Source organism: Rathayibacter sp. AY2B9 (genome assembly GCF_002931595.1).
GTDB lineage: Bacteria > Actinomycetota > Actinomycetes > Actinomycetales > Microbacteriaceae > Rathayibacter.
Genome location: NZ_PSUB01000005.1, coordinates 140,587 through 161,167 on the forward strand (window position 1 = coordinate 140,587; position 20,581 = coordinate 161,167).

Below are 20,581 nucleotides of genomic sequence, written 5' to 3' on the forward strand. Positions count from 1 at the left end.
CCCGCTCAGCCCCGGCGCGCTAGGCGGAGGCGCTGCGCACGCGGCGCTCGCCGGCCGTCACGGGCACGCCGAGCCGGTTCTGCGCGGGCGGCAGCGGGCAGTTGTAGTGGGGCGAGAAGCCGCACGGCGGGATGTAGGCCCGGTTGAAGTCCAGGAGCACCGGACCGGGGGTGCCCGCGTCGGCCGCGCCGCCGATCCGCTGCACGACGAGGAAGCGGCCGACGGGATAGCTCGCGAGCTCCGGGTCGTCGCTGCGGTTGGTCGGGTCGCCGAACGGGACGAGGAGCGTGCCGCCGTCGTCGAACGCCGCGACCGTGTGCTCGCGGGCGCGCCCGTCGTCCACGAGCGAGAAGGTGATGTCGCCGGGCACGACGAGCTCGCGGGTGGCGCCGTTGTCGCGCAGGTGCTCGAACGGGACGGTGCGGTCCTCGGCGACCGGCTCGAACCACGCCTCGAGCACCCAGGCGGCGTCGAACGGGAAGGTCTCGATGGCGTCGAAGGAGCGGATGCCGTCGGAGGCCGCGTCCCAGACGCGGTAGCCGTACTCCGGCTCGCCGGTGTCGAGGTTCTCGCGGCGCATCCGCGTCAGGGTCGCCGAGGGGCCGTAGCCGGCCAGCGCCTGCTCGTCGTCGACGCTCTCGCCGGGCTCGAGCCAGCGCGTCTCGACGAGGGCGAGATCGCCCCGGGGTCCGGTGACGCGCTCGACGCGTCGGGCGAGCCACGACTCCCAGCCGGCGCGCGCCGACTCCGTGAGGTCGATCGAGGCGCGGGAGGGGGCGGTGACGCTGCTGCTCGGAGTGGCCATGGGGCGTGCAACGCGGGGCCGTCCGGTTCTCTTCCCGGTCGATGACCGGACGGAGGACGGACACCCGCGAGAAAGAGCTCGACGCCCTGCGGCAGCGGCAGGGCCGGCTGCTCGGACGGGGCGTCGAGCTCTTCGTGAGAGAGAGGATGCTCCTCCGCGGCGCCGAGCGCAAGAGGCATCCGGATCCCGCTGTCGGGACGGGCCGCTTCGGATCGCTCGGTAGACTGGACCGCCTGTTTTCCCGCGGCCCCCGGAGCGCATCCCGCGCCTCCCGGCCCGCGGCGGCGGACCCTCGGAAGGCGGACGATGACGGACGGCAGCACTGTGCAGGCCACCGAGCTCTCTCGGGAGCGCGACTACGTGGCGGCGCTCTACGCCCGCCTCGACGAGCTGATCGCCCAGGCCCGCGAGGCTCTGGACACCGTTCGCATCGAGAGCGTCGGCGGCAACCACCAGAGCCGCTCCGAGCGCGACGCGTACGCGCGGCTCTACGAGGACCGCATCCGCTCGCTCACCGGCGCCGACGACCGGCTCGCCTTCGGCCGGCTGACGCTCGCGGACGCCGACGCCGAGCACCGCTACATCGGCCGGATCGGCCTGCGCGACGAGGAGCAGGACACGCTGCTGCTCGACTGGCGCGCCCCGCAGTCGGCCGCGTTCTACCAGGCCACCGCCGCCCGGCCGATGGGGACGCGCGCCCGGCGCCACCTCACCACTCGGGGCCGCGAGGTCCTCCGCTTCGAGGACGAGGTCTTCGACGAGGAGCTGCTGCGCGAGGGCACCGTGCTGCAGGGCGAGGGCGCGCTCATGGCGGCCCTCGGCGCGCAGCGCACCGGCCGGATGCACGACATCGTCGCGACCATCCAGAGCGAGCAGGACCGCATCATCCGGTCCGAGCTGCGCGGCGTGCTCGTCGTGCAGGGCGGGCCGGGCACCGGCAAGACCGCGGTCGCCCTGCACCGGGCCGCCTACCTCCTCTACTCCTACCGCGACCGCATCGCCTCCTCCGGCGTGCTCGTGGTCGGCCCCTCGCGGTCCTTCCTCCGCTACATCGAGGCGGTGCTGCCCTCGCTCGGCGAGACGGGCGTCGTCCTCTCGACGCTCGGCCAGCTCTACCCGGGCCTCGACCTCGTCGAGGAGGACGTGCCCGCGGTCGCCCGCGTGAAGGGCTCGGCGCGCATGGCGGAGCTGCTCAAGCGCGCGGTCCGCTCCCGCCAGACCGTCCCGGCCGAGACCCAGGTGCTCGACGTCAACGGCGAGAAGCTCCGTCTGGAGCCGCAGGACGTGGAGCGCGCGATCACCCGCGCGCGCGACACCCGCAAGCCGCACAACGAGGCGCGCGTCTCCTTCGTCAAGACGCTGCTCTCGCAGCTCACCCGCCAGCTCGCCGATCAGCTGCGGAGCCACGGCAGCACGGTCGACGAGGCCGACGAGGCGGTGCTGCGCGAGGACGTGCGGACCGCCCACGACGTCCGCGTCGCTCTCAACACCGCGTGGATCCCGCTGACCCCCGAGAAGCTGCTGCAGGACCTCTACGCCCGTCCGAACTGGTTCGCGACCCTCACGCCGCGCTGGACCGCCGCGCAGCGCTCCCTCCTCCGCCGAGACCGTGACGCTCCGTTCACGGTCTCCGACGTACCGCTGCTCGACGAGGCCGCGGAGCTGCTCGGCGCCTACGACGATCACGCCGACGCCTCGAAGAAGGCCGAGAAGGAGCAGCGCAAGCGCGACGTCGAGAACGCGGAGGCCGCCATCCGCAACATGGGCGTCGACGGCCTCGTCAACGCCAAGGACCTCGCGGCCGGCTTCGCCGAGCGCTCGGTGCTCGGCACCACCGCCGAGCGGGCCGCGGCCGACCGCACCTGGACCTACGGGCACGTCGTGGTCGACGAGGCGCAGGAGCTCTCGCCGATGCAGTGGCGGGTGCTGCTGCGCCGCTGCCCGATGCGCTCGTTCACGATCGTGGGCGACGTCGCGCAGGCGTCCGGCGCCTCCGCCGCCTCGAGCTGGGACGCCGCGCTCCGCGACACCTTCGGCCGCCAGGGCCGGGGAGTGGAGGCCGCGCCGTGGCGCCTGGAGGAGCTGACGGTCAACTACCGCACGCCCGCGCAGATCGTCGCCTTCGCCGAGCGGACGGCGCGCGAGAACGGGCTGGAGATCACGCCGGGGGAGGCCGTGCGCTCCACCGAGTGGCCGGTGCGGACGATCCGCGACCGCGGTGACGCGAGCCTCGCCGAGCGCGTGCTGGCGGCCGTCGTCGAGGACCGGGCGATCGAGGCGGAGGGGACGCTGGCGGTCATCGCGCCCGACGACGACCTCGCCGCGATCGCCGAGCGCCTCGAGGAGCGGTTCGGCCGGGAGGTGGGCCGCGGAGCGACCGGGCTCGACCGCGCGATCGCCGTGCTGTCGACGAACGACGCCAAGGGGCTCGAGTTCGACTCCGTGATCATCGCCCGCCCTCGCCTCATCGCGCAGACCGGCGAGCGCGGCGCCGCATCGCTCTACGTCGCGATGACCCGGCCGACGCAGCGCCTCACGCTCGTGGAGTGAGTGCTCGCAGCCCGCTCCCAGACTCCGCTCCCGAGCGTCGTAGGATCGAGGCATGAGCAGCGAGAACCTGACCAAGCCCGAGGTCGACGCCCCTGAGGGCCCGGCCCCCGACACCCTCGTCGTCGAGGACATCGTCGTCGGCGACGGCGCCGAGGCGCAGCCCGGCTCGACCGTCGAGGTCCACTACCTCGGCGTCGAGTACGACACCGGCGAGGAGTTCGACTCCTCCTGGAGCCGCGACCAGTCGATCAACTTCCCCCTCAACAACCTCATCCGCGCCTGGCAGCAGGGCATCCCGGGGATGAAGGTCGGCGGCCGCCGCAAGCTGATCTGCCCGCCCGCGCTGGCGTACGGCCCGGCCGGTGGAGGGCACCCGCTCTCCGGCAAGACCCTGATCTTCGTGATCGACCTGCTCGGCACCGAGTAGCTCCGAGCACACGACGAAGGCGCAGCTCCTAGCGGGGCTGCGCCTTCTTCACGCGGTCGACCAGCTCGCGCCAGGCTCCGTCGAGCTCGGTCTCGCCGAGGCGGACGTGGTGCGTCTGCACGCGGATCTCGTAGACGAAGCGGTCGGCCCGGCCGGGGGACTCGCCGTCGGCGGCGTCCCAGGGGAGCGAGCCGAGCAGGTCGCGCCAAGCGCGCTCGTCGGGCTGCTGCTCGACGTCGACCCGCCACACCCGGCGGAGGCCGGCGAATCCGCCGCTGCGCGACACGATGACGTCCATGCGCGCGATGCTACCCGCCTCCGGCCTCGAGCGGACAGGCTCAGGCGGACAGCGTCACGCCGACCGTCGTCCAGCCGGTGCGCACGGCGGCCTCGACCTCGGAGCCGGATCCGTAGCGCTCGGCGGCGGCCTGCACGGTGAGCGCCGCGAACGCCTCGAAGTCGGCCGTCGCGGTGAGGACGCCCCCGGTCAGCACGTCGTACCAGACCTGCCCAGCGCGCTCCCACGCCTTCCCGCCGAGGGTCGTCGCCGCCACGGCGAACGCGCGGTTGGGGATCCCCGAGTTGATGTGCACTCCGCCGTTGTCGTCGTCGGTCTCGACGTAGTCGGCCATCGAGCCCGGCTGCGGGTCGGAGCCGAGGACGTCGTCGTCGTACGCGGTGCCGGGGGCGATCATCGACCGCAGGGCCGTGCCCTGCACCTCGTCGGTGAAGAGCCCCTCGCCGATCAGCCAGCTCGCCTCGTCGGCGCTCTGGCCGGCGCCGTACTGCTCCAGCAGGGCTCCGAACACGTCCGAGACCGACTCGTTGAGCGCTCCGGACTGGCCGCGGTAGACGAGGTTCGCCGTGTACTCGGTGATGCCGTGGGCGAGCTCGTGGCCGATCACGCTCTGCGAGACGGTGAAGCGGCGGAACACCTGGCCGTCCCCGTCGCCGAAGACCATCCGCGAGCCGTCCCAGAAGGCGTTGTCGTAGTCGTCGCCGAAGTGCACGGTCGCGTCGAGCGGCAGCCAGGCGTCGTCGATCGAGTCGCGGCCGTACGCACCCTGCAGGAAGGCCGACATCGCGCCGAGGCCGTCGTACGCCTCGTCGACGGCCGCGTCCCCCGTGGCCGCCTCGCCCTCGCGGCGGACGACCGTGCCGGGCAGGGTCTCGTCGGTCCGCGCGTCCGCGATGGTGCGCTGGAGCGACTGCACGCGGGTGCGCGGCGAGGACGTCGCGGTGGCGGTCGGCGCCCCGCGGTCGGGCGCGGGCTCTCCGGGCCGGACGCGCCGGAACGGCACGTCCTGCTCGAGCGAGCGGCTCGCGGCCCGCGCGGCCCGGGCGAAGGCCGGATCGTCGAGGCGGGCGATGCGGACGAGGAGGTACGGCGGCACGACGGTTCGTCTCATGCCCCGATCCTGGCACCGACGTCCGACACGGTCCCGGGCTCGCCCGGCGGGCCCGCATGCGGTAGCACCGAGCGGTAGCGTGAGCGCGACGAGCGGTTTCCAGCGATCCGGGGCCAGGCCCCGAGGACGACGAGGGCGGACATGGGCATCATCACGCGGGGCTTCTTCGGCAAGAGGGAGGCGGACCCGGACCTCCCGCCGGGCCAGCACCCCGAGAACGGCTTCCCCGTCCTCTCGATCGGGCCCACCCCGAACATCCACGAGTGGGCCTTCTCGATCGACGGCGGCCCCGCGGGCGTCCGCCGCTGGAACCGGGAGGAGTTCGACGCGCTCCCGCACGAGGACGTGCACACCGACATCCACTGCGTGACCCGGTGGTCGAAGCTCGGCACCAGCTGGCGCGGCGTCTCGGTCGACACGCTGCTGGAGGGCCTGGAGACGGACGCCGGCTTCGTCATGGCGCAGAGCTTCGGCGGCTACACGACGAACCTCCCGCTCGCCGAGATCCGAGGCGGGAGGGCCTGGGTCGTCACCGAGTTCGAGGGGAAGCCCCTCGCGGCCGAGCACGGCGGCCCCGCCCGGCTCCTGGTGCCGCACCTCTACTTCTGGAAGAGCGCGAAGTGGGTCCGGACGCTCCGCCTGATGCCCGGCGACGAGCCCGGCTTCTGGGAGCAGAACGGCTACCACATGCACGGGGACCCCTGGAAAGAGGAGCGCTACTGGTGATGTGGACGGAGGCGGTGGCCGAGTCGGTCGCGCCGCTCACGCCCACGTCGCGCCTCCTGGTGCTCCGCGTGCCCGGGTGGCCGGGCCACCTGGCGGGGCAGCACCTCGACGTGCGCCTCACCGCGCCCGACGGCTACCAGGCGAGCCGCTCCTACTCGATCGGCGCCCCGGCCGACGGGGAGCGGGTCGAGCTCGCGGTCGAGCGGCTGGACGACGGGGAGGTCTCCCCGTACCTGGTCGACGGCCTCGAAGCGGGCGACCGGCTCGAGATCCGCGGTCCGATCGGCGGCTGGTTCGTCTGGCGCCCCGAGCAGGCGGAGCCGGTGCAGCTGATCGCGGGCGGGAGCGGCGTGGTGCCGCTGATGGCGATGGCGCGCGAGCACGCCCGGTCCGGGAGCGCGGCGCGGATGCAGCTGCTCTACTCGGTCCGCTCGCCCGTCTTCGCCTACTACCGCGAGGAGCTGGCGGCGCTCGCCGAGCGGCCGGCCGCGACGGGCGGAGTCGCGGTGGACCACGTCTTCACCCGGGTGGCGCCGGCGGGAGCGGCACGTCCGGCCGGCCGCGTCACTCCGGAGCTGCTCGCCGAGGCGGCTCTGCCGGCCTCGCTCGAGCCGACCGTCTACGTGTGCGGCCCGACCTCGTTCGTCGAGGCCGTCGCCACCGCCCTGGTCGAGCAGGGCCACGCGCCCGAGCGCGTCCGCACCGAGCGCTTCGGCGGCGCCTGACGCCTGTCCCCGCGAGGCGCCGGGCCCGGCGGCGCCCCGGGGGGAGGGATCACTCGAAGGAGACGGTGCGGTTCTCGCCGATGTCGGGCTGTCCGCCGGTGACGGCGGCCTTGAGGACCTTGAACAGCACGACCGGACGGGGCTCGTCGGTCGCCCACAGCTCGACGGTCTCGGCCTCGACGCGGATCAGCGCGACGGTCGGGTCGTCCTTGCCGTCGGGGAACCAGCCGGCGACGGCCGGGGACCACAGCTCGTCCACCTTCGCCGGGTCGTGCACGACGGTCGCCGAGCCGGCCACCGACAGGTAGCCCTTCTTCGACTCGAACGCGACGTTGACGCTCGGGTTCGCGCGGATGTCGTCGACCTTGGGCGACGGGTCCTGCGTGAAGAACCACAGCTCGCCGTCGAAGTCGATGTCCTGGGCCTTGAGCGGACGGCTGACGAGCTGCCCGGTGGCGTTGACGGTGGTGAGGAGCCCGATCCCGGCGCTCTTCACCATCTCGGTGATCTGCTCGCGGTCGTCGGAGTCGGCGGGAGTGATGTCGGTGTCTGTCATGGTGCCGACGCTACGCGGACCGCGCGCCGCCGCAAGGGGTGGCGACGCCTCACCGCGCGTGTCTAGCGTCGAGGCATGGACACCGAATCGACGTACACCGCCATCCTCGACAGCGGAGCGGAGCAGGAGAGCATCCGCCTCGAGATGATCGACGGCTCCCCGCAGCGCTCCTTCACCCGCCTGGCCGACATCGACGGCGAGGAGGTCGAGGTGGTCTGGGAGCTGGAGCCCGACGACGACGGCTTCCACGTCTACCGCCCGGTGCGGGTCGAGGGCCGCGACGACGACAGCGGACTGGTCTCGGACGACCGGCTGACCGACGGCGGCGGCGCCGACGCGGCCTCCGGCGACTGATCCCCGGCGCGCCCGTCCGCCGGCCTGAGCCGAGCGGGCGGGCGCGCTGTCCCGTCCGGCTCGAGGGAGACGCCCCTCCGCTCAGGCCGTCGGGTGCAGGGCGTCGTACCCACGGAACCCCGGTCGGAGTCGCAGCACCGCGGCGAGGATCGCGATGATCGCGAGCCCGCCCGCGAGCGGCGGCAGCCAGAGCAGCGCGAGCGAGGCGAGCAGTCCCGTGTAGAGGTCGCCGACCCGCGGGCCGCCCGTCACCACGACGATGAACACGCCCTGGAGCCGACCCCTCATGTTGTCCGGGACCGCGGTCTGCAGCATCGTCTGCCGGAAGATCGAGCTGACGTTGTCCGAGGCGCCCGCGCCGGCCAGGGCGACCGCCGCCAGCGCGATGAGCCCCGCGTTCGGCGCCGACGCGTCGTGCTGCACGAGCGCGGCACCGAGCAGGACCGCGCCGAACGCGACGACGAACGCTCCGTACACCTGGATCGAGCGGCCGATCGCGAGGCCCTGCCGGCGGACCCCGGTGAGCCGGCCGGAGAAGACGCCGCTGATCAGCGCCCCGATCGCGAACGCGGCCGTGAGGGCGCCCACCGTCACCGCGCCTCCGCCGAGCAGCACGGCGGCGGCCGCCGGGAAGACCACGCGCGGCTGTCCGAAGGTCATGGCCACGATGTCGACCAGGAAGGACATCCGGATGTTCGGGGCGCCCTTCAGGAAGCCCAGGCCGTAGCGGAGGGACTCCAGCCCCGGCCGCTGCCGCTCGCCCTCGGGCACGAGCGCCGGCAGCCCCGCGATGCCGAGGAACGCGGCGAGGAACAGCACGACGTCGATCGTGTACGTGATCGCGAAGCCGGAGGAGGCGACCAGCACGCCGGCGAGGGCGGGCCCCACGGTCACCTCGACTCCGCTCGCGATGCCGCCCAGCGCGGCGGCGGCGGGGACCAGCTCGGTGCGGAGCAGCCGCGGAGCCAGCGTCATCCGGGTGGTCACGATCACCGTCGTCGCCACCGCGTTCACGGCGGTGAGCGCGTAGAGGGAGAGCGGGGTCTCGGCGCCGAGCCAGGCGAGGGCCGCGATCCCCGCGGTCGAGCCCCAGGCCACGACCGCGGCGAGCAGGAGCACCAGGCGGCGGTCGAACGCGTCGGCGAGCATCCCGCCGTAGAGGCCGGCGATCACGGTCGGGACCAGCGCCACCACGCCGACCAGCGCGACCGCGAGGGTCGATCCGGTGAGCTCGTAGATGTGCAGGCCGACCGCGACGATCGTCATCTGGCCGCCGATGCCCGAGATCACGTTGCCGGCCCAGAGCCGGGCGAAGGCCGGGGACTCGCGGAGGGGGGAGACGTCGAGGACGTGGCTGCGCCGGGGGGCGCGGGGGGTCTGGCTCACTTGCTCCATTCTGCTGACTCCGCCGCCCCGGCGGGCCGCGTCGCGCCGATCCGGGGGCTCAGGGGTCATCCCCTAGGGTGAGAGGCATGAGCACGTCATCCGACGGCGCGCCCGGGCGTCAGGGTCCTCCTGCCCCGCGAGCAGCCGGAGCCGCCCCCTCGCGACGCTCGATCCGCACCGCCGCCGAGGCGGGCGCGCGTCGCGCGGCGGCCGCCTCGGGCGGTCGGCGCAGCTCCACGGGCGGCGTCCGCGCCGGAGCCGCTCGGACCGGTGCCACGGCCTCGGGAGCCCGCGGGTTCCTCCGCCGCTACGGAGCCGGGATCGTCTCGGTCCTCCTGGCCGTCCTCGCCGTCCCGCTGTCGTTCTTCGTCTGGTACGCCCTGATCTCGCTCGGCGCCTACCCGGGCGACCAGGCCGTCAGCGACCTGCTGGTCGGCGTGCTCTACACCGCGCTCGTGCACGCGGTCCTGCTCGCCGGGATCCTGCTCGCCGTCTCCACCCTCCGCGCCCGGCGTCGCGAGAAGCGTCCGCCGATCGCCGGCTGGATCGGCGTGGTCCTCAACGTCCTCGTGCTCGTCTACTGGCAGCTGCTGGTCTCGCCGTGGCTCGTCGTGCTCTGGAACCGGGCCACCGGCTCCTGATACCGCCCTCCCTCTGGTAGAGTCGTCCGGTTGCCGTTCGACGGCCGCGGATCAAGAGAGCCCACGCATCAGGCGCCGGGCACCGCGCAACGAGAGAGAGAGGGGATCCCATATATGGCACTCGAAGCAGATGTCAAGAAGGCGATCATCGAAGAGTACGCGACCCACCCCGGTGACACCGGATCCCCCGAGGTGCAGGTGGCCGTCCTGACCAAGCGGATCAAGGACCTCACCGAGCACCTCAAGGAGCACAAGCACGACCACCACTCGCGTCGTGGTCTGCTGCTGCTCGTGGGTCAGCGTCGTCGACTCCTCGGCTACCTGTCGGATGTGGACATCAACCGCTACCGCTCGCTGATCGAGCGTCTCGGTCTGCGCCGCTAGCTCCTCCCGGAGCAGGGCGCGGTCTCGATGACACCGCGAACTTCTTGCCGAACGGGCCGTCCTCCTCGCGGAGGGCGGCCCGTTCGCGTTCCCGGGCGGACGAGGCGCGCGGCGCCGGTCAGGGCAGGGGAGCGGGGCGGTCGACTCCGCCCCACGAGTAGCCGCTCGAGGCCGAGAACCAGTCGGCCGCGGCCCGCTGGAGCGCCGTGTCCTCCTCGGGGCGGCCGGGAGCCTCCACGGCGTCGACGAGCCCGGGCAGGGCGATCCGCCAGGCCGCCGCGCTGCGCTGGGCGCGGCCCCAGTCGCGCGCGCACACCGGGTCCTCGGCCGCCGCGGCGAGAGCCCGCGGCGAGGTCACCCGCCAGCCGGTGTCCGACTCCGCGACCACGACCGCGCAGGTGAGCGCGGCGCCGCGGATGATGCTGTCGGGACCGGCGGAGGGGCCGATCGCCTGATCCTGAGCCGCGACCACCGCGGTGAGCGCGAGCTGCAGCCGGGTCGAGGGCTCGTCGGGCCGCGGTCGGATCCTCCCGTCGCCGGCCGAGACCGAGGCCGCCGATCCGGGTGCGAGGAGAAGCCCGGAGGAGGACTGCGACGCGTGCAGGCTCAGCAGACCCGTCACTCCGTCCGTCTCGCTCGTCACGCCCCGCACCGAGGAGTCGCCGAGACTCCAGACGACGGGGGTGCGGTTGTGGATCGTGAGGCGCCGGTGGTCCTCGTCGAGGCAGGCCACGAGGTGGCCGGCCGGCACGCCCGCTCCGCCCTCGAAGGCGGACGAGGCGGCCAGCAGCTCCCGGGCGTCGTCGCACTGGGCGGGGGCGTCGGAGGCGGCGGCGGCCTGGTCGGCGACCGGCGCCCGGGGGGCGAGGGAGCCCTGCACGCCCGCGACCGCCGCCGTGGTGAGCGCCGCGGCGGCGAGGAGGAGGACCACGCCGCGCCTGCCCATCCTCCGCACCTCCTGGTCGGAGGCTAGCCCGGCGCGGGCGCTCGGGCCAGCGCTGCGAGGGGCCCTCGAAGCGTCCGGCAGGAATTCTTTCGAGGAATCTCAGACCGGGTGCATCCGAGGAGGCGCTTCGGGCGGAAGTAGTGGTGAAGGCCCTTCTCGACCACCCCCCGACCCCTCGCGGGTCCCATCGTGAAAGAGGAACACCGTGACCACCTCCCGCTTCTCCCGCAGCCTGCTCGCCGGTGCCTGCATCGGAACCCTGGCCGTCGTCGGCATCGCCGCCACGCCCGCCGCCGCCGCCGACGCCGACTCGGCCGACCTCTCGGTCCTGCACGCCGTCCCCGACACCCCGGTCGACGTCTACGTCGACGGCAAGCTGACACTCGACGACTTCACCCCCGGCTCGCTCGCCGGCCCGCTCGACCTCCCCACCGGCACCTACAAGGTCGCCATCACGGCCTCCACCGCCGCGGACGCCAGTGCCCCCGTGATCGGCCCGATCGACATCAGCCTCGAGGCGGGGAAGAGCTACACCGTCGCGGCGCACCTCAAGCCGGACAACACCCCCACCGCGACCCTCTTCACCAACGACATCTCGAAGACCGCCGCGGGCGAGGGCCGGCTCACGGTCCGCCACATCGCCGCCGCTCCGGCCGTGGACATCCTCGCCGGAGGGTCGCCCGTCCTGACGAACGTGACGAACCCGAACGAGGGCGTGCTGAACCTCGCCCCGGCCACGATCTCGACCGTGGTCGCCGCGACCGGGACCACCGCGCCGGTCATCGGCCCGGCCGACGTGCAGGTCCAGGAGGGCGTGAACACGATCGTCTACGCCTGGGGCAGCCTGGAGAAGGGCAACCTCGCTCTCGCGACGCAGACCATCGACGGACTGCACTCCTCGCCGTCGGGCGTCCCCGCCGGTGAGGCCGGCCTCGCGGCGGACAACCGCCCCGACGCCGCCGCGGGCTGGTGGGGCGGAGCACTGCTCGCCGCCCTCGTCGCCGCCGGCGCCGTGCTGATCGGCCGCCGCACCGCCGCCTCGCGTCGCTGACCCGAGGATCCGACCGCCGGGTCGGCCGTGCTGGAGCGCGGCCGTCCCGGCACCCCCGACCACGACCCAGGAGGACGCCATGAGCCGGAGCCCCTTCCCTCTGCGCGTCCTCGCCGTGGTCGGGCTGATCGTGGCCGGTGCCGGTCTCGCCGGATGCGCGGCGCAGGAGTCCCGGGTGGAGCCCGCTCCCGCCGCCGTCTCCTCGGCGCCCCAGCAGCCGGTGCCGGCCACGGTCCCCTCCTCGCCCGCGGCGGCCCTGCCGGAAGCGGTACCGTCCGTCCCGGTGGCGGACGCCCGGCTCGGCGCGACCCCCGCCCCCACCGCGCTCGCTCCCGAGCGGCTCGTCGTCGACGGGCTCCCCGTCGACATGGCCGTCGAGCCGGTCGGAGTCGCGGACGACGGCACGATGGAGCTCGTGCCCGACACGCAGGTCGCCGGCTGGTACCGCTTCGGCGCCGGCCTCGACGAGCCGGAGGGCACGGTCGTGATAGCCGCGCACGTCGACTCCCTCGCCTACGGCCTCGGGCCGTTCGTCGAGCTGAAGGAGGCGGTCCCGGGCCAGACCGTGACCCTCACCGGCGCGGACGGCGCGGAGCGCGCGTACACCGTCTCGACGGTGGAGACCACGGAGAAGACCACGGTCGACCTCTCGGCCGTGTTCGCCGCCGACGGACCGCCGCGGCTGGTCCTGATCACCTGCGGCGGCGACTTCGACTACGACACCCGCCACTACCTCAGCAACGTGGTGGTCACGGCCGTCCCGGCCGGCTGATCCGCCCGCCCGAGCCTCAGCGACGTACGATGAGCCTCGCAGCGCCGCACGCCCCCGGGCGGCAGCGCTCCCCGCAGCCCTGGAGGGATCCCCTGATCGAGACCATCGAGCCCGCCGACGGCGCCGAGGCCGACAGCGCTCTCGTGGCCCGGCTCGGCCGCCGCTTCGCCGCAGGGGAGGAGGCGGCGCTCGCCGAGGCGTACTCGCGCTGGTCGCCGCTGGTCTTCACGCTGGCGCTGCGCTCGCTGGGCGACCGCGGCGACGCGGAGGACGTGGTGCAGCGCGTCTTCGTCTCGGCCTGGACCTCGCGCTCGGGCTTCGACCCCGGACGGGCGGCTCTCGGAGCCTGGCTGGTGGGGATCTCCCGGAGGAGGATCGCGGACGCGCACGAGGCGCGGGCGCGCGAGCGGAGGCTCACCGAGGCCCTCGTCGCCGTCACGCCGGTCGAGGAGGGGGAGGCCCCCGTCGACCTCGAGGCGCGGATCCTGATCGCCGACGAGCTGGCCCGCCTGGATCCCGTCCCCCGGCGGGTGATCGGCCTCGCCTTCTACGAGGACCTCACCCACACCGAGATCGCCGAGCGCACCGGCCTGCCGCTCGGTACCGTCAAGAGCCACATCCGCCGCAGCCTCGACCGGCTCCGCTCCCGCCTGGAGGTGAGCAGCACATGACCCACCTCGATCCCGACGAGCTCGCCCTGCTCGCCCTCGGCGAGCACTCGAGCGACGCCGAGCAGGCCCACCTGCGCGACTGCCCCGACTGCGCCCGGCAGCTGGTCGAGCTCGGCCACGCCGCGGGCCTGGGCCGTGCGAGCCGTGCTGTCGAGCTGGAGGCGCCGCCCGCGATCGTCTGGGACCGCATCCGCGAGGAGCTCGCCCTCGGCGACCTCGGGCCCGGCGCCCTGCCGTCGTCGGCCGCTGCCGTGCCGCCTCCGCTCGCCCTTCCCCCGGGACGGCACCGCCCCGCCCGCCGTCGCCGGCCCCGCGCTCTGAGCGCCGTGCTGGCCGCTCTCGGCGCGCTCGTCATCGGGGTCGCGGGCGGAGCCTGGTGGCAGGCCTCGCGGAGCGACGACACCGCCGCCGTCGTGGCGCGCGCTGATCTCGCCGCTCTCCCCGACTGGCAGGGAGCGAGCGGAACCGCCGAGCTGGAGGACGCCGACGGCACCCGCCGCCTGCACGTGCACCTCGATGCGCAGAGCGCGGACGACTCGTACCGGGAGGTCTGGCTCCTCGCCGCCGACGCCTCCGGGCTGGTCGGGCTCGGCGTGCTCGACGGGACCGACGGCGTCTTCGCCGTGCCCGACGACGTCGACCTCGCCGAGTACCCGCTCGTGGACGTCTCCCAGGAGCCGTTCGACGACGACCCGGAGCACTCCGGCGACTCGATCGTCCGCGGCCCCCTGCGCGAGGGCTGAGGCCTAGGCCGACCGCTCCGCCAGCACGGCCGTGAGCGCCTGCACCGCGGCGGAGGGGCGCGGCGCCGTGCAGACCGAGAGCTCCCAGACCAGCCCCGGCCAGTCGAGCGCGAGGGCCGTGACGCCCTCCAGCGGCTCGACGCCCGCGCGCGGCACGATCGCCGGCCCCAGCCCCGCCTGCACGAAGCGGGGGATCCCCGGCAGATCGGCGACCTCGGTGGCCACCCGGCGCGACGCCCCGGCTTCGCGGAAGGCGAGGTCGACGGCGACCCTGTTGCCGAAGCCGGCGGGCGTGTCCACGAAGGTGAGCCCGTCGAGGTCCTGCGGGGAGGGCGGTCCCGCCGCGGCGAGCGGATGCGCGCTCTCCACCAGCAGGACGTAGTCGCTGCGCACCAGCCGCGTCACCGCCAGGCCCCGCAGCTGCGTCGCCGGCAGTGCCAGCAGAGCGGCGTCGAGCAGGCCGCGGCGCAGGTCCTCGGCGAGACCGGTGGAGCCGGTGGTCGAGGTGCGCAGGAGCAGGTCCACCAGCGGGTGTCGAGTGCGGAAGACGCCGAGCGCGCCGGGCAGGTCGACGAGGTCGAGGGCGGAGAAGGTGCCCACCCGCACCCGCCCGCGGAGCCCCGCCGCGTCGTCGGCCGCGAGCGAGCGCATCCGGTCGAGGCTGTCGATCGCCGATCGGGCCGAGGGCAGGAGCGCCTCGCCGACCGCGGTGAGCGCCACCCGCCGGGTCGAGCGGGCGAACAGCGGCGAGCCGAGCTCCTGCTCGAGCGAGCGGATGCTCGCCGAGAGTGTCGACTGCACGACGAACAGGCGCGCGGCCGCCCGGGTGAAGCTGAGCTCCTCGGCGACGGCGACGAAGGCGGCGAGCTGGCGGTCGTCCATCCGCCCATTATCCAGCAGGGACGATCAATCCAACCGAGATCCTCCGTTGGACACGGATGATGGGGCGGAGCACTGTGGACACCGTGACCACCACCGAGCGCTCCCTCCCGTCCGTCCACCGCCGCGAGCTCCCGCACCGCCACGGCTTCCGGGTGATCGCCGTCGCCTTCCTCACGGTGATGGCGTTCTCGACCGTGCCGACACCGCTCTACGCGATCTACCAGCAGCGCGACGGGTTCCCGGCCTTCGTCGTCACCGTGGTCTTCGCCGCGTACGCGGTCGGAGTCGTGGCGAGCCTCTTCCTCGCCGGGCACGTCAGCGACTGGCTCGGCCGCCGCCGGATCCTGCTCGCGTCGATCCTCGTCGAGGTCCTGGCGGCCGCCGTGTTCCTGCTCTGGCCGGACGTGCCCGGGCTGATCCTCGCCCGCCTGCTGACCGGGCTCGGCGTCGGCGCGCTCACCGCGACGGCCACCGCCCACCTCTCGGAGCTGCGCGCCGTCGCCCGCCCGGAGGAGGGCCCCGGCACCTCCCGCGCCGTCTCCGCCCTCGTCAACATGGGCGGGCTGGCGCTCGGCCCGCTCGTCGGCGGGGTGTTCGCCGTGACGGTGCGCGAGCCCCTGGTCGTCCCGTACGCCGTGTTCCTCGTCCTCCTGGTCGTCCTCGGGATCGGCGTCGCGCTCGTCCCCGAGACGGTCGAGCGGCGCGAGGTCCTCCCGGCCTACCGTCCGCAGCGCCTGGCCGTGCCGGCCGCCTCCCGCGGCGTCTTCCTCTCGGCCGCGGTCGGCGCGTTCGCCGGGTTCGCCGTGTTCGGCCTCTTCACCTCGCTGGCGCCGACCTTCCTCGCCGGGCGCTTCGGCGAGACCTCCCACCTCGAGGCGGGCGCGGTCTCCTTCGGGGTCTTCGCCGCCGGAGCCGTCGCGCAGCTGGTCTCGATCCGGCTGTCCTCGCGGACGGCGCTCCGCCTCGCGGCCGTGGCGCTGACGGCCGGGCTGCTGCTGGTCGCGTCCGGCGCCGTGATCGTCTCGGTGTCCGCCTTCATCATCGGCGGGGTGCTCGCGGGAGCGGGCGTGGGCCTGCTCTTCCGCCTGGCGCTCGGAGTCGCCGGCTCGCTCGCCACCGACGAGACCCGCGGCGAGGTGCTCGCGGCCGTGTTCCTCGCCGCCTACCTCGGCCTCGCGGTGCCGGTCCTGGCGATCGGTGCCGCGCTCGCGCTCCTGCCGGCCGTCCCGGTCCTGCTCGGCTTCGTCGCCGTCGTGCTCGTCCTGGTGCTCGCGGCGATCGCCCGGATGCGGCGCACCGCCTGACGCGAGCGGGGGAGGGGCCGCGAGCTGGACAATGGAGGCATGAAGCTCTTCCCGTTCGGACGCGGCGACGCGAACCCCCTCCCCTCCGACGACCGCGGCTCGGGCAAGCTCGACGACTACGACTACGAGCTGCGCCCGAAGTCGCGGCGCGGTGACACCCTCCTCCGCCTCGCCGACTCCCGGCCGCACCAGGACGAGATCGCGCGGGTGCTCGCCCTCGGCGAGGACGAGGTCACGGCCGTGATCCCGCGCCGCACCGCGGAGGAGGAGCGCGTGGACGCTCCGATGCCGGTCCGCCTGTTCGCGGCCCAGCGCCCCTCGGGGCTCGTCGGCCAGGTGCCGCGCGGTCTCGAGAACGTGGTCGAGGCCGCCCTCGCCCGGCTCTCGGAGGCGGGGAGGTCGCCCCGCGTGCCGGCCCGCATCGTGACGGTGAGGGGCGGGCTGCGCGTCGAGCTGCTGATGCACGAGACGCGGGGCTGACGGGCGGAGGGCCCGCCGGGTCGGCGCGGTCCATGGAGGAACCGCACCGCGGCTGATAGCATGAACCGGTTCCGAATCCGAAAGCGACCGCCGGTCGACCCAGGATTCGAGCCACGGAGCAGGCCGGCAGGAAGCTGGTCCTCGGTGGTGGAGTCCCGGACGGCGGCAGCGTGCGACAGAGCACGGGCCGCCGCGGCACGAGTCGCAGGCGGCACGTCCCGCTCGCGGCACAGGTCGCGACAGCCCGGAGCTCTTCTACTGGTGGCCAGCACGAACGCCCTCCACACGACGGCACGGCGCGAAGCCCTGCCGTGGGATCGTCTCGATTCCTGACCGGACCGCTGCTCCGACGAACGCCGGCGCCCAGAAGGGGCGCCGCTGCAGACGTTAAGGAGACAGACCTCTTGGAAGGTCCTGAAATCACATTCGCCGAAGCCGTTCTCGACAACGGCTCGTACGGCACCCGCACCGTCCGCTTCGAGACCGGCCGCCTCGCGCAGCAGGCTCAGGGCGCCGTCGCCGCCTACCTCGACGAGGACACCATGCTCCTCTCGGCCACGTCGGCCTCGAAGAACCCGAAGGACAACTTCGACTTCTTCCCGCTGACCGTCGACGTCGAGGAGCGCTCCTACGCCGCCGGCAAGATCCCCGGCTCGTTCTTCCGCCGCGAGGGCCGCCCCTCCACCGAGGCGATCCTGGTCTGCCGTCTGATCGACCGGCCGCTGCGCCCCTCGTTCGTCGAGGGCCTGCGCAACGAGGTCCAGATCGTCATCACGGTCCTCAGCATCGCGCCGGACGAGTTCTACGACGCCCTCGCGATCAACGCCGCGAGCGCGTCCACGCAGATCTCCGGCCTGCCGTTCTCCGGCCCGGTCGCCGGCGTCCGCCTGGCGCTCATGTCCGACGGCTCCGGCAACGACCAGTGGGTCGCCTTCCCCAAGGCCTCCCAGCTGGAGAACGCCGTCTTCGACCTCACCGTCGCGGGCCGCGTCGTCACCAACGAGGACGGCTCCTCGGACGTCGCCATCATGATGGTCGAGGCCGAGGCCACGGAGTCCTCCTGGAACCTCATCAAGGCGGGTGCGACCAAGCCCAGCGAGGACGTCGTCGCCGAGGGCCTCGAGGCCGCCAAGCCCTTCCTCCGCGCACTCGTCGAGGCGCAGGCGAAGCTCGCCGCCGAGACCGCGAAGCCGGTCAAGGACTACCCGGTTTTCCTGCCCTACGCGCAGGAGACCTACGACAACGTCGCCGAGCTCAGCTACGACGAGCTCGTCCGCGTGTACCAGATCGCCGACAAGGTCGAGCGGCAGGACGCCGACGACGCCCTCAAGGCGCGCGTCAAGGAGCAGATCGCCGAGCGCATCGCCTCGGGTCAGCTGTCGGCCGAGGCCTACAACCAGGTCGGAGCGGCGTACAAGTCCGTCACGAAGGTGGTCGTCCGCGGCCGCATCCTCCGCGACGGCGTGCGCATCGACGGACGCGGCCTGGCCGACATCCGCCCGCTCGACGCCGAGGTGCAGGTCATCCCGCGCGTCCACGGCTCGGCCATCTTCCAGCGCGGCGAGACCCAGATCCTGGGCGTCACCACGCTGAACATGCTCAAGATGGAGCAGCAGATCGACTCGCTGTCGCCCGTCACCAAGAAGCGGTACCTGCACCACTACAACTTCCCGCCCTACTCGACCGGTGAGACCGGCCGCGTCGGATCGCCGAAGCGTCGCGAGATCGGGCACGGCTTCCTCGCCGAGCGCGCCCTCGTGCCGGTGCTGCCGAGCCGCGAGGAGTTCCCCTACGCGATCCGCCAGGTCTCCGAGGCGCTGAGCTCCAACGGCTCGACCTCGATGGGCTCGGTCTGCGCGTCGACCCTGTCGCTCCTCAACGCCGGAGTGCCGCTGCGCGCCCCGGTCGCGGGCATCGCGATGGGCCTCGTGTCCGACGTCGTCGACGGCCAGACCCGCTACGCGGCGCTGACCGACATCCTGGGCGCCGAGGACGCGCTCGGCGACATGGACTTCAAGGTCGCCGGAACCGCCGAGTTCGTCACGGCCATCCAGCTCGACACGAAGCTCGACGGCATCCCGTCGTCGGTGCTCGACGCCGCGCTCAAGCAGGCCAAGGACGCCCGCACCACGATCCTCGCGGTGCTCACGGCGGCCATCGACCAGCCCGACGAGATGGCCCCGACCGCGCCCCGCGTGATCTCGGTGCAGATCCCCGTCGACAAGATCGGCGAGCTGATCGGCCCCAAGGGCAAGACGATCAACGCGATCCAGGACGAGACCGGCGCCGACATCTCCATCGAGGAGGACGGCACCGTCTACATCGGAGCCGTCGACGGTCCGTCGGCCGAGGCCGCGCGTGCGCAGGTCAACGCCATCGCGAACCCGACCAACCCCGAGGTCGGCGAGCAGTTCCTCGGAACCGTCGTCAAGCTCGCGACCTTCGGCGCGTTCGTCTCGCTCCTCCCCGGCAAGGACGGACTGCTGCACATCAGCGAGGTCCGCAAGCTCGCCGGCGGCAAGCGCGTCGAGAACGTCGAGGACGTCCTCGGAGTCGGCCAGAAGCTGCTCGTCCAGATCACCAAGATCGACGACCGCGGCAAGCTGTCCCTCGCGCCCGTCGTGGCCGAGGAGGCCGAGGTCGAGGCTCCCGCCGAGAGCTGATCCCTCCTGCACGACCGTGACGCCCGTCCCACTCCGGTGGGGCGGGCGTCCGTCGTCGGCGGGGGCATGGGGTACGGTGGCGGGACCGCGCCGCACCGCCCCGACCGGAGGACTCCGTGACCGACCCGACGCCCCTGGCCACCGAGCCGGAGACGCTGCTCCTCTCACGCACCCTGGGTCGGACCGGCCTCCCCGTGCATCCGATCGCCCTCGACGGCTCCGTCTTCGGCTGGGCCGCCGGGATCGACGACACCACCGAGGTGCTCGACGCGTTCGGCCGTCTCGGCGGCACCCTGATCTCGACCGCGGACCACTACGCGACCGGTCGGAGCGAGTACATGATCGGCCGCTGGCTCGAGCAGAGCGGGCTGCGCGAGCGGATGCTGGTCGCGACGAAGGTCGGCCGGCACCCGGACGCGCCGGGCCTCGCCCCGGAGGACGTCCGCATCGCGATCGAGGGGAGCCTCGAGCGGCTCGGCACCCGGATCGACCTGCTCTCGTTCGACAGCGAGGACCCCGGGATCCCCATCGCCGACAGCCTGGCGGCGGTCGCGCCGTTCCTGGCGGACGGATCGGTCGGCGCCCTGGGCGCCGCGCACTTCAGCGGAGCCGCGATCACGGCGCTGCACGAGACGGCGACCGCGTTCGCGCTGCCGTCGCTCTCGGCCGTCGTGTCGGAGTACAGCCTGATGGAGCGCCGGACCTACGAGACCGACGTCGCCCCCGAGGTGGTGCGGCTCGAGCTCGGTACCCTCGCGCGGCTGCCCCTGGCGAGCGGCTACCTCACCGGCGCCCTGCGCAGCCGCACGGACGAGCCGGAGTCGGCCCTGTTCGAGGCGGGCCTGGACTACGTCGGCCGCCACGGCTCCCGCGTGCTCGCTGCCCTCGACGAGATCGCCGGGGCCCACGGCACGGAGCCCGGCGTGGTCGCGCTCGCCTGGGTGCTCTCGCACCAGGAGGTCTCGGCGGCGATCGTCCGGGCGCGGAACGCCGCGGAGCTCGAGTCGCTGTTCGCGGCGGCCGCGCTCCCGCTGACCCGGAGCGACATCGCTCAGCTGGACCGCGTCTCCGCCTGAGGCTCTCGCCCGCTGGTCCGCCGCCGTCGA

The 20,581-nt window shown here is 73.7% G+C and carries 22 protein-coding genes; 15 read left to right on the top strand and 7 right to left on the bottom strand.

Going from position 1 to position 20,581, the window contains the following annotated elements:
• Window positions 1-19: 19 nt before the first annotated feature.
• Entirely contained in the window at window positions 20-805 is a 786-nt protein-coding gene (locus C5C25_RS06965) for a DUF1684 domain-containing protein (RefSeq protein ID WP_104250161.1), read from the bottom strand.
• Window positions 806-1,111: 306 nt separating this feature from the next.
• Between C5C25_RS06965 and C5C25_RS06970 the strand changes: the two genes are divergently transcribed.
• Together C5C25_RS06970 and C5C25_RS06975 are read left to right on the top strand one after the other, a co-directional pair.
• The gene (locus C5C25_RS06970; RefSeq protein WP_104250162.1) at window positions 1,112-3,355 is read left to right on the top strand and encodes a UvrD-helicase domain-containing protein; all 2,244 of its coding nucleotides are present in this window, start codon (window positions 1,112-1,114) and stop codon (window positions 3,353-3,355) included.
• Window positions 3,356-3,407: 52 nt separating this feature from the next.
• Window positions 3,408-3,782, top strand: coding sequence for an FKBP-type peptidyl-prolyl cis-trans isomerase (locus tag C5C25_RS06975; RefSeq protein WP_104224823.1), 375 nt, complete (start codon window positions 3,408-3,410; stop codon window positions 3,780-3,782).
• A gap of 28 nt (window positions 3,783-3,810) precedes the next feature.
• On the opposite strand, the gene C5C25_RS06980 is transcribed toward C5C25_RS06975, so the two are convergent.
• A complete protein-coding gene (locus C5C25_RS06980) occupies window positions 3,811-4,080 on the bottom strand; it encodes a protealysin inhibitor emfourin (protein ID WP_104239032.1) in 270 nt (89 codons plus the stop codon).
• A gap of 40 nt (window positions 4,081-4,120) precedes the next feature.
• The gene (locus C5C25_RS06985) at window positions 4,121-5,191 is read right to left on the bottom strand and encodes a M4 family metallopeptidase (protein ID WP_104250163.1); all 1,071 of its coding nucleotides are present in this window, start codon (window positions 5,189-5,191) and stop codon (window positions 4,121-4,123) included.
• A 141-nt stretch (window positions 5,192-5,332) separates the two neighbouring features.
• Here C5C25_RS06985 and C5C25_RS06990 point away from each other — a divergent pair, with 141 nt between their 5' ends.
• Together C5C25_RS06990 and C5C25_RS06995 are read left to right on the top strand one after the other, a co-directional pair.
• Window positions 5,333-5,917, top strand: coding sequence for a molybdopterin-dependent oxidoreductase (locus C5C25_RS06990; RefSeq protein WP_104250164.1), 585 nt, complete (start codon window positions 5,333-5,335; stop codon window positions 5,915-5,917).
• On the top strand, window positions 5,917-6,642 hold the full coding sequence (locus tag C5C25_RS06995) for a ferredoxin reductase (protein WP_104226284.1): 726 nt from the start codon (window positions 5,917-5,919) through the stop codon (window positions 6,640-6,642). The genes C5C25_RS06990 and C5C25_RS06995 overlap by 1 nt, the downstream gene beginning before the upstream one ends.
• A 49-nt stretch (window positions 6,643-6,691) precedes the next feature.
• On the opposite strand, the gene C5C25_RS07000 is transcribed toward C5C25_RS06995, so the two are convergent.
• Window positions 6,692-7,198: a pyridoxamine 5'-phosphate oxidase family protein gene (locus C5C25_RS07000; protein WP_104224818.1), complete on the bottom strand. Its 507-nt coding sequence runs from the start codon at window positions 7,196-7,198 to the stop codon at window positions 6,692-6,694.
• A gap of 75 nt (window positions 7,199-7,273) precedes the next feature.
• Here C5C25_RS07000 and C5C25_RS07005 point away from each other — a divergent pair, with 75 nt between their 5' ends.
• Window positions 7,274-7,552 (top strand): hypothetical protein, encoded by a 279-nt coding sequence (locus C5C25_RS07005; protein ID WP_104224817.1) that lies wholly within the window; start codon window positions 7,274-7,276, stop codon window positions 7,550-7,552.
• An 81-nt stretch (window positions 7,553-7,633) separates the two neighbouring features.
• Here the strand turns inward: C5C25_RS07005 and C5C25_RS07010 are convergent, their stop codons facing one another.
• Window positions 7,634-8,938: an MFS transporter gene (locus C5C25_RS07010; protein ID WP_258069359.1), complete on the bottom strand. Its 1,305-nt coding sequence runs from the start codon at window positions 8,936-8,938 to the stop codon at window positions 7,634-7,636.
• Between the two features lie 86 nt (window positions 8,939-9,024).
• Here C5C25_RS07010 and C5C25_RS07015 point away from each other — a divergent pair, with 86 nt between their 5' ends.
• Both C5C25_RS07015 and rpsO read left to right on the top strand, forming a co-directional pair.
• Entirely contained in the window at window positions 9,025-9,579 is a 555-nt protein-coding gene (locus tag C5C25_RS07015; protein ID WP_104250166.1) for a hypothetical protein, read from the top strand.
• Between the two features lie 114 nt (window positions 9,580-9,693).
• Window positions 9,694-9,963 carry a 30S ribosomal protein S15 gene (gene rpsO / locus C5C25_RS07020; protein WP_068252328.1) on the top strand — a complete coding sequence of 90 codons (270 nt, stop codon included), beginning with the start codon at window positions 9,694-9,696 and terminating at the stop codon, window positions 9,961-9,963.
• A gap of 118 nt (window positions 9,964-10,081) precedes the next feature.
• Here the strand turns inward: rpsO and C5C25_RS07025 are convergent, their stop codons facing one another.
• Window positions 10,082-10,909 carry a hypothetical protein gene (locus C5C25_RS07025; protein ID WP_104250167.1) on the bottom strand — a complete coding sequence of 276 codons (828 nt, stop codon included), beginning with the start codon at window positions 10,907-10,909 and terminating at the stop codon, window positions 10,082-10,084.
• Between the two features lie 205 nt (window positions 10,910-11,114).
• Here C5C25_RS07025 and C5C25_RS07030 point away from each other — a divergent pair, with 205 nt between their 5' ends.
• The 4 genes from C5C25_RS07030 to C5C25_RS07045 all read left to right on the top strand — a co-directional run bounded on the left by C5C25_RS07030 (window position 11,115) and on the right by C5C25_RS07045 (window position 14,146).
• The gene (locus C5C25_RS07030) at window positions 11,115-11,960 is read left to right on the top strand and encodes a DUF4397 domain-containing protein (protein WP_104250168.1); all 846 of its coding nucleotides are present in this window, start codon (window positions 11,115-11,117) and stop codon (window positions 11,958-11,960) included.
• Window positions 11,961-12,039: 79 nt separating this feature from the next.
• The gene (locus C5C25_RS07035; RefSeq protein WP_104250169.1) at window positions 12,040-12,732 is read left to right on the top strand and encodes a class F sortase; all 693 of its coding nucleotides are present in this window, start codon (window positions 12,040-12,042) and stop codon (window positions 12,730-12,732) included.
• A 29-nt stretch (window positions 12,733-12,761) separates the two neighbouring features.
• Window positions 12,762-13,403 carry an RNA polymerase sigma factor gene (locus C5C25_RS07040; RefSeq protein WP_104226288.1) on the top strand — a complete coding sequence of 214 codons (642 nt, stop codon included), beginning with the start codon at window positions 12,762-12,764 and terminating at the stop codon, window positions 13,401-13,403.
• Window positions 13,400-14,146: an anti-sigma factor gene (locus tag C5C25_RS07045; protein ID WP_104239041.1), complete on the top strand. Its 747-nt coding sequence runs from the start codon at window positions 13,400-13,402 to the stop codon at window positions 14,144-14,146. The genes C5C25_RS07040 and C5C25_RS07045 overlap by 4 nt, the downstream gene beginning before the upstream one ends.
• A 3-nt stretch (window positions 14,147-14,149) precedes the next feature.
• On the opposite strand, the gene C5C25_RS07050 is transcribed toward C5C25_RS07045, so the two are convergent.
• Complete coding sequence (locus C5C25_RS07050) at window positions 14,150-15,028, bottom strand: LysR family transcriptional regulator (RefSeq protein WP_104233255.1); 879 nt, start codon at window positions 15,026-15,028, stop codon at window positions 14,150-14,152.
• 83 nt (window positions 15,029-15,111) lie between these two features.
• Here C5C25_RS07050 and C5C25_RS07055 point away from each other — a divergent pair, with 83 nt between their 5' ends.
• The 4 genes from C5C25_RS07055 (at window position 15,112) to C5C25_RS07070 (ending at window position 20,551) form a co-directional block, all read left to right on the top strand.
• Entirely contained in the window at window positions 15,112-16,332 is a 1,221-nt protein-coding gene (locus C5C25_RS07055; RefSeq protein WP_258069360.1) for an MFS transporter, read from the top strand.
• A 39-nt stretch (window positions 16,333-16,371) separates the two neighbouring features.
• A complete protein-coding gene (locus tag C5C25_RS07060) occupies window positions 16,372-16,812 on the top strand; it encodes a hypothetical protein (protein ID WP_104226292.1) in 441 nt (146 codons plus the stop codon).
• Window positions 16,813-17,216: 404 nt separating this feature from the next.
• Window positions 17,217-19,475: a polyribonucleotide nucleotidyltransferase gene (locus C5C25_RS07065; RefSeq protein WP_104224806.1), complete on the top strand. Its 2,259-nt coding sequence runs from the start codon at window positions 17,217-17,219 to the stop codon at window positions 19,473-19,475.
• Between the two features lie 116 nt (window positions 19,476-19,591).
• Window positions 19,592-20,551: an aldo/keto reductase gene (locus C5C25_RS07070; RefSeq protein WP_104250171.1), complete on the top strand. Its 960-nt coding sequence runs from the start codon at window positions 19,592-19,594 to the stop codon at window positions 20,549-20,551.
• The last annotated feature ends 30 nt before the right edge of the window (window positions 20,552-20,581 follow it).

What these genes read in the sequence shown, in the direction of transcription:
- C5C25_RS07035 (WP_104250169.1), top strand. Translation starts at nt 12,040, where the DNA reads ATGAGCCGGAGCCCCTTCCCTCTGCGCGTCCTCGCCGTGGTCGGGCTG.
- C5C25_RS06970 (WP_104250162.1), top strand. Translation starts at nt 1,112, where the DNA reads ATGACGGACGGCAGCACTGTGCAGGCCACCGAGCTCTCTCGGGAGCGC.
- C5C25_RS07005 (WP_104224817.1), top strand. Translation starts at nt 7,274, where the DNA reads ATGGACACCGAATCGACGTACACCGCCATCCTCGACAGCGGAGCGGAG.
- C5C25_RS07050 (WP_104233255.1), bottom strand. Translation starts at nt 15,028, where the DNA reads ATGGACGACCGCCAGCTCGCCGCCTTCGTCGCCGTCGCCGAGGAGCTC.
- C5C25_RS07040 (WP_104226288.1), top strand. Translation starts at nt 12,762, where the DNA reads ATGAGCCTCGCAGCGCCGCACGCCCCCGGGCGGCAGCGCTCCCCGCAG.
- C5C25_RS07060 (WP_104226292.1), top strand. Translation starts at nt 16,372, where the DNA reads ATGAAGCTCTTCCCGTTCGGACGCGGCGACGCGAACCCCCTCCCCTCC.
- C5C25_RS06980 (WP_104239032.1), bottom strand. Translation starts at nt 4,080, where the DNA reads ATGGACGTCATCGTGTCGCGCAGCGGCGGATTCGCCGGCCTCCGCCGG.
- C5C25_RS06990 (WP_104250164.1), top strand. Translation starts at nt 5,333, where the DNA reads ATGGGCATCATCACGCGGGGCTTCTTCGGCAAGAGGGAGGCGGACCCG.
- C5C25_RS06995 (WP_104226284.1), top strand. Translation starts at nt 5,917, where the DNA reads ATGTGGACGGAGGCGGTGGCCGAGTCGGTCGCGCCGCTCACGCCCACG.
- C5C25_RS07015 (WP_104250166.1), top strand. Translation starts at nt 9,025, where the DNA reads ATGAGCACGTCATCCGACGGCGCGCCCGGGCGTCAGGGTCCTCCTGCC.
- C5C25_RS06985 (WP_104250163.1), bottom strand. Translation starts at nt 5,191, where the DNA reads ATGAGACGAACCGTCGTGCCGCCGTACCTCCTCGTCCGCATCGCCCGC.
- C5C25_RS07045 (WP_104239041.1), top strand. Translation starts at nt 13,400, where the DNA reads ATGACCCACCTCGATCCCGACGAGCTCGCCCTGCTCGCCCTCGGCGAG.
- C5C25_RS06975 (WP_104224823.1), top strand. Translation starts at nt 3,408, where the DNA reads ATGAGCAGCGAGAACCTGACCAAGCCCGAGGTCGACGCCCCTGAGGGC.
- C5C25_RS06965 (WP_104250161.1), bottom strand. Translation starts at nt 805, where the DNA reads ATGGCCACTCCGAGCAGCAGCGTCACCGCCCCCTCCCGCGCCTCGATC.
- C5C25_RS07025 (WP_104250167.1), bottom strand. Translation starts at nt 10,909, where the DNA reads ATGGGCAGGCGCGGCGTGGTCCTCCTCCTCGCCGCCGCGGCGCTCACC.
- C5C25_RS07000 (WP_104224818.1), bottom strand. Translation starts at nt 7,198, where the DNA reads ATGACAGACACCGACATCACTCCCGCCGACTCCGACGACCGCGAGCAG.
- rpsO (WP_068252328.1), top strand. Translation starts at nt 9,694, where the DNA reads ATGGCACTCGAAGCAGATGTCAAGAAGGCGATCATCGAAGAGTACGCG.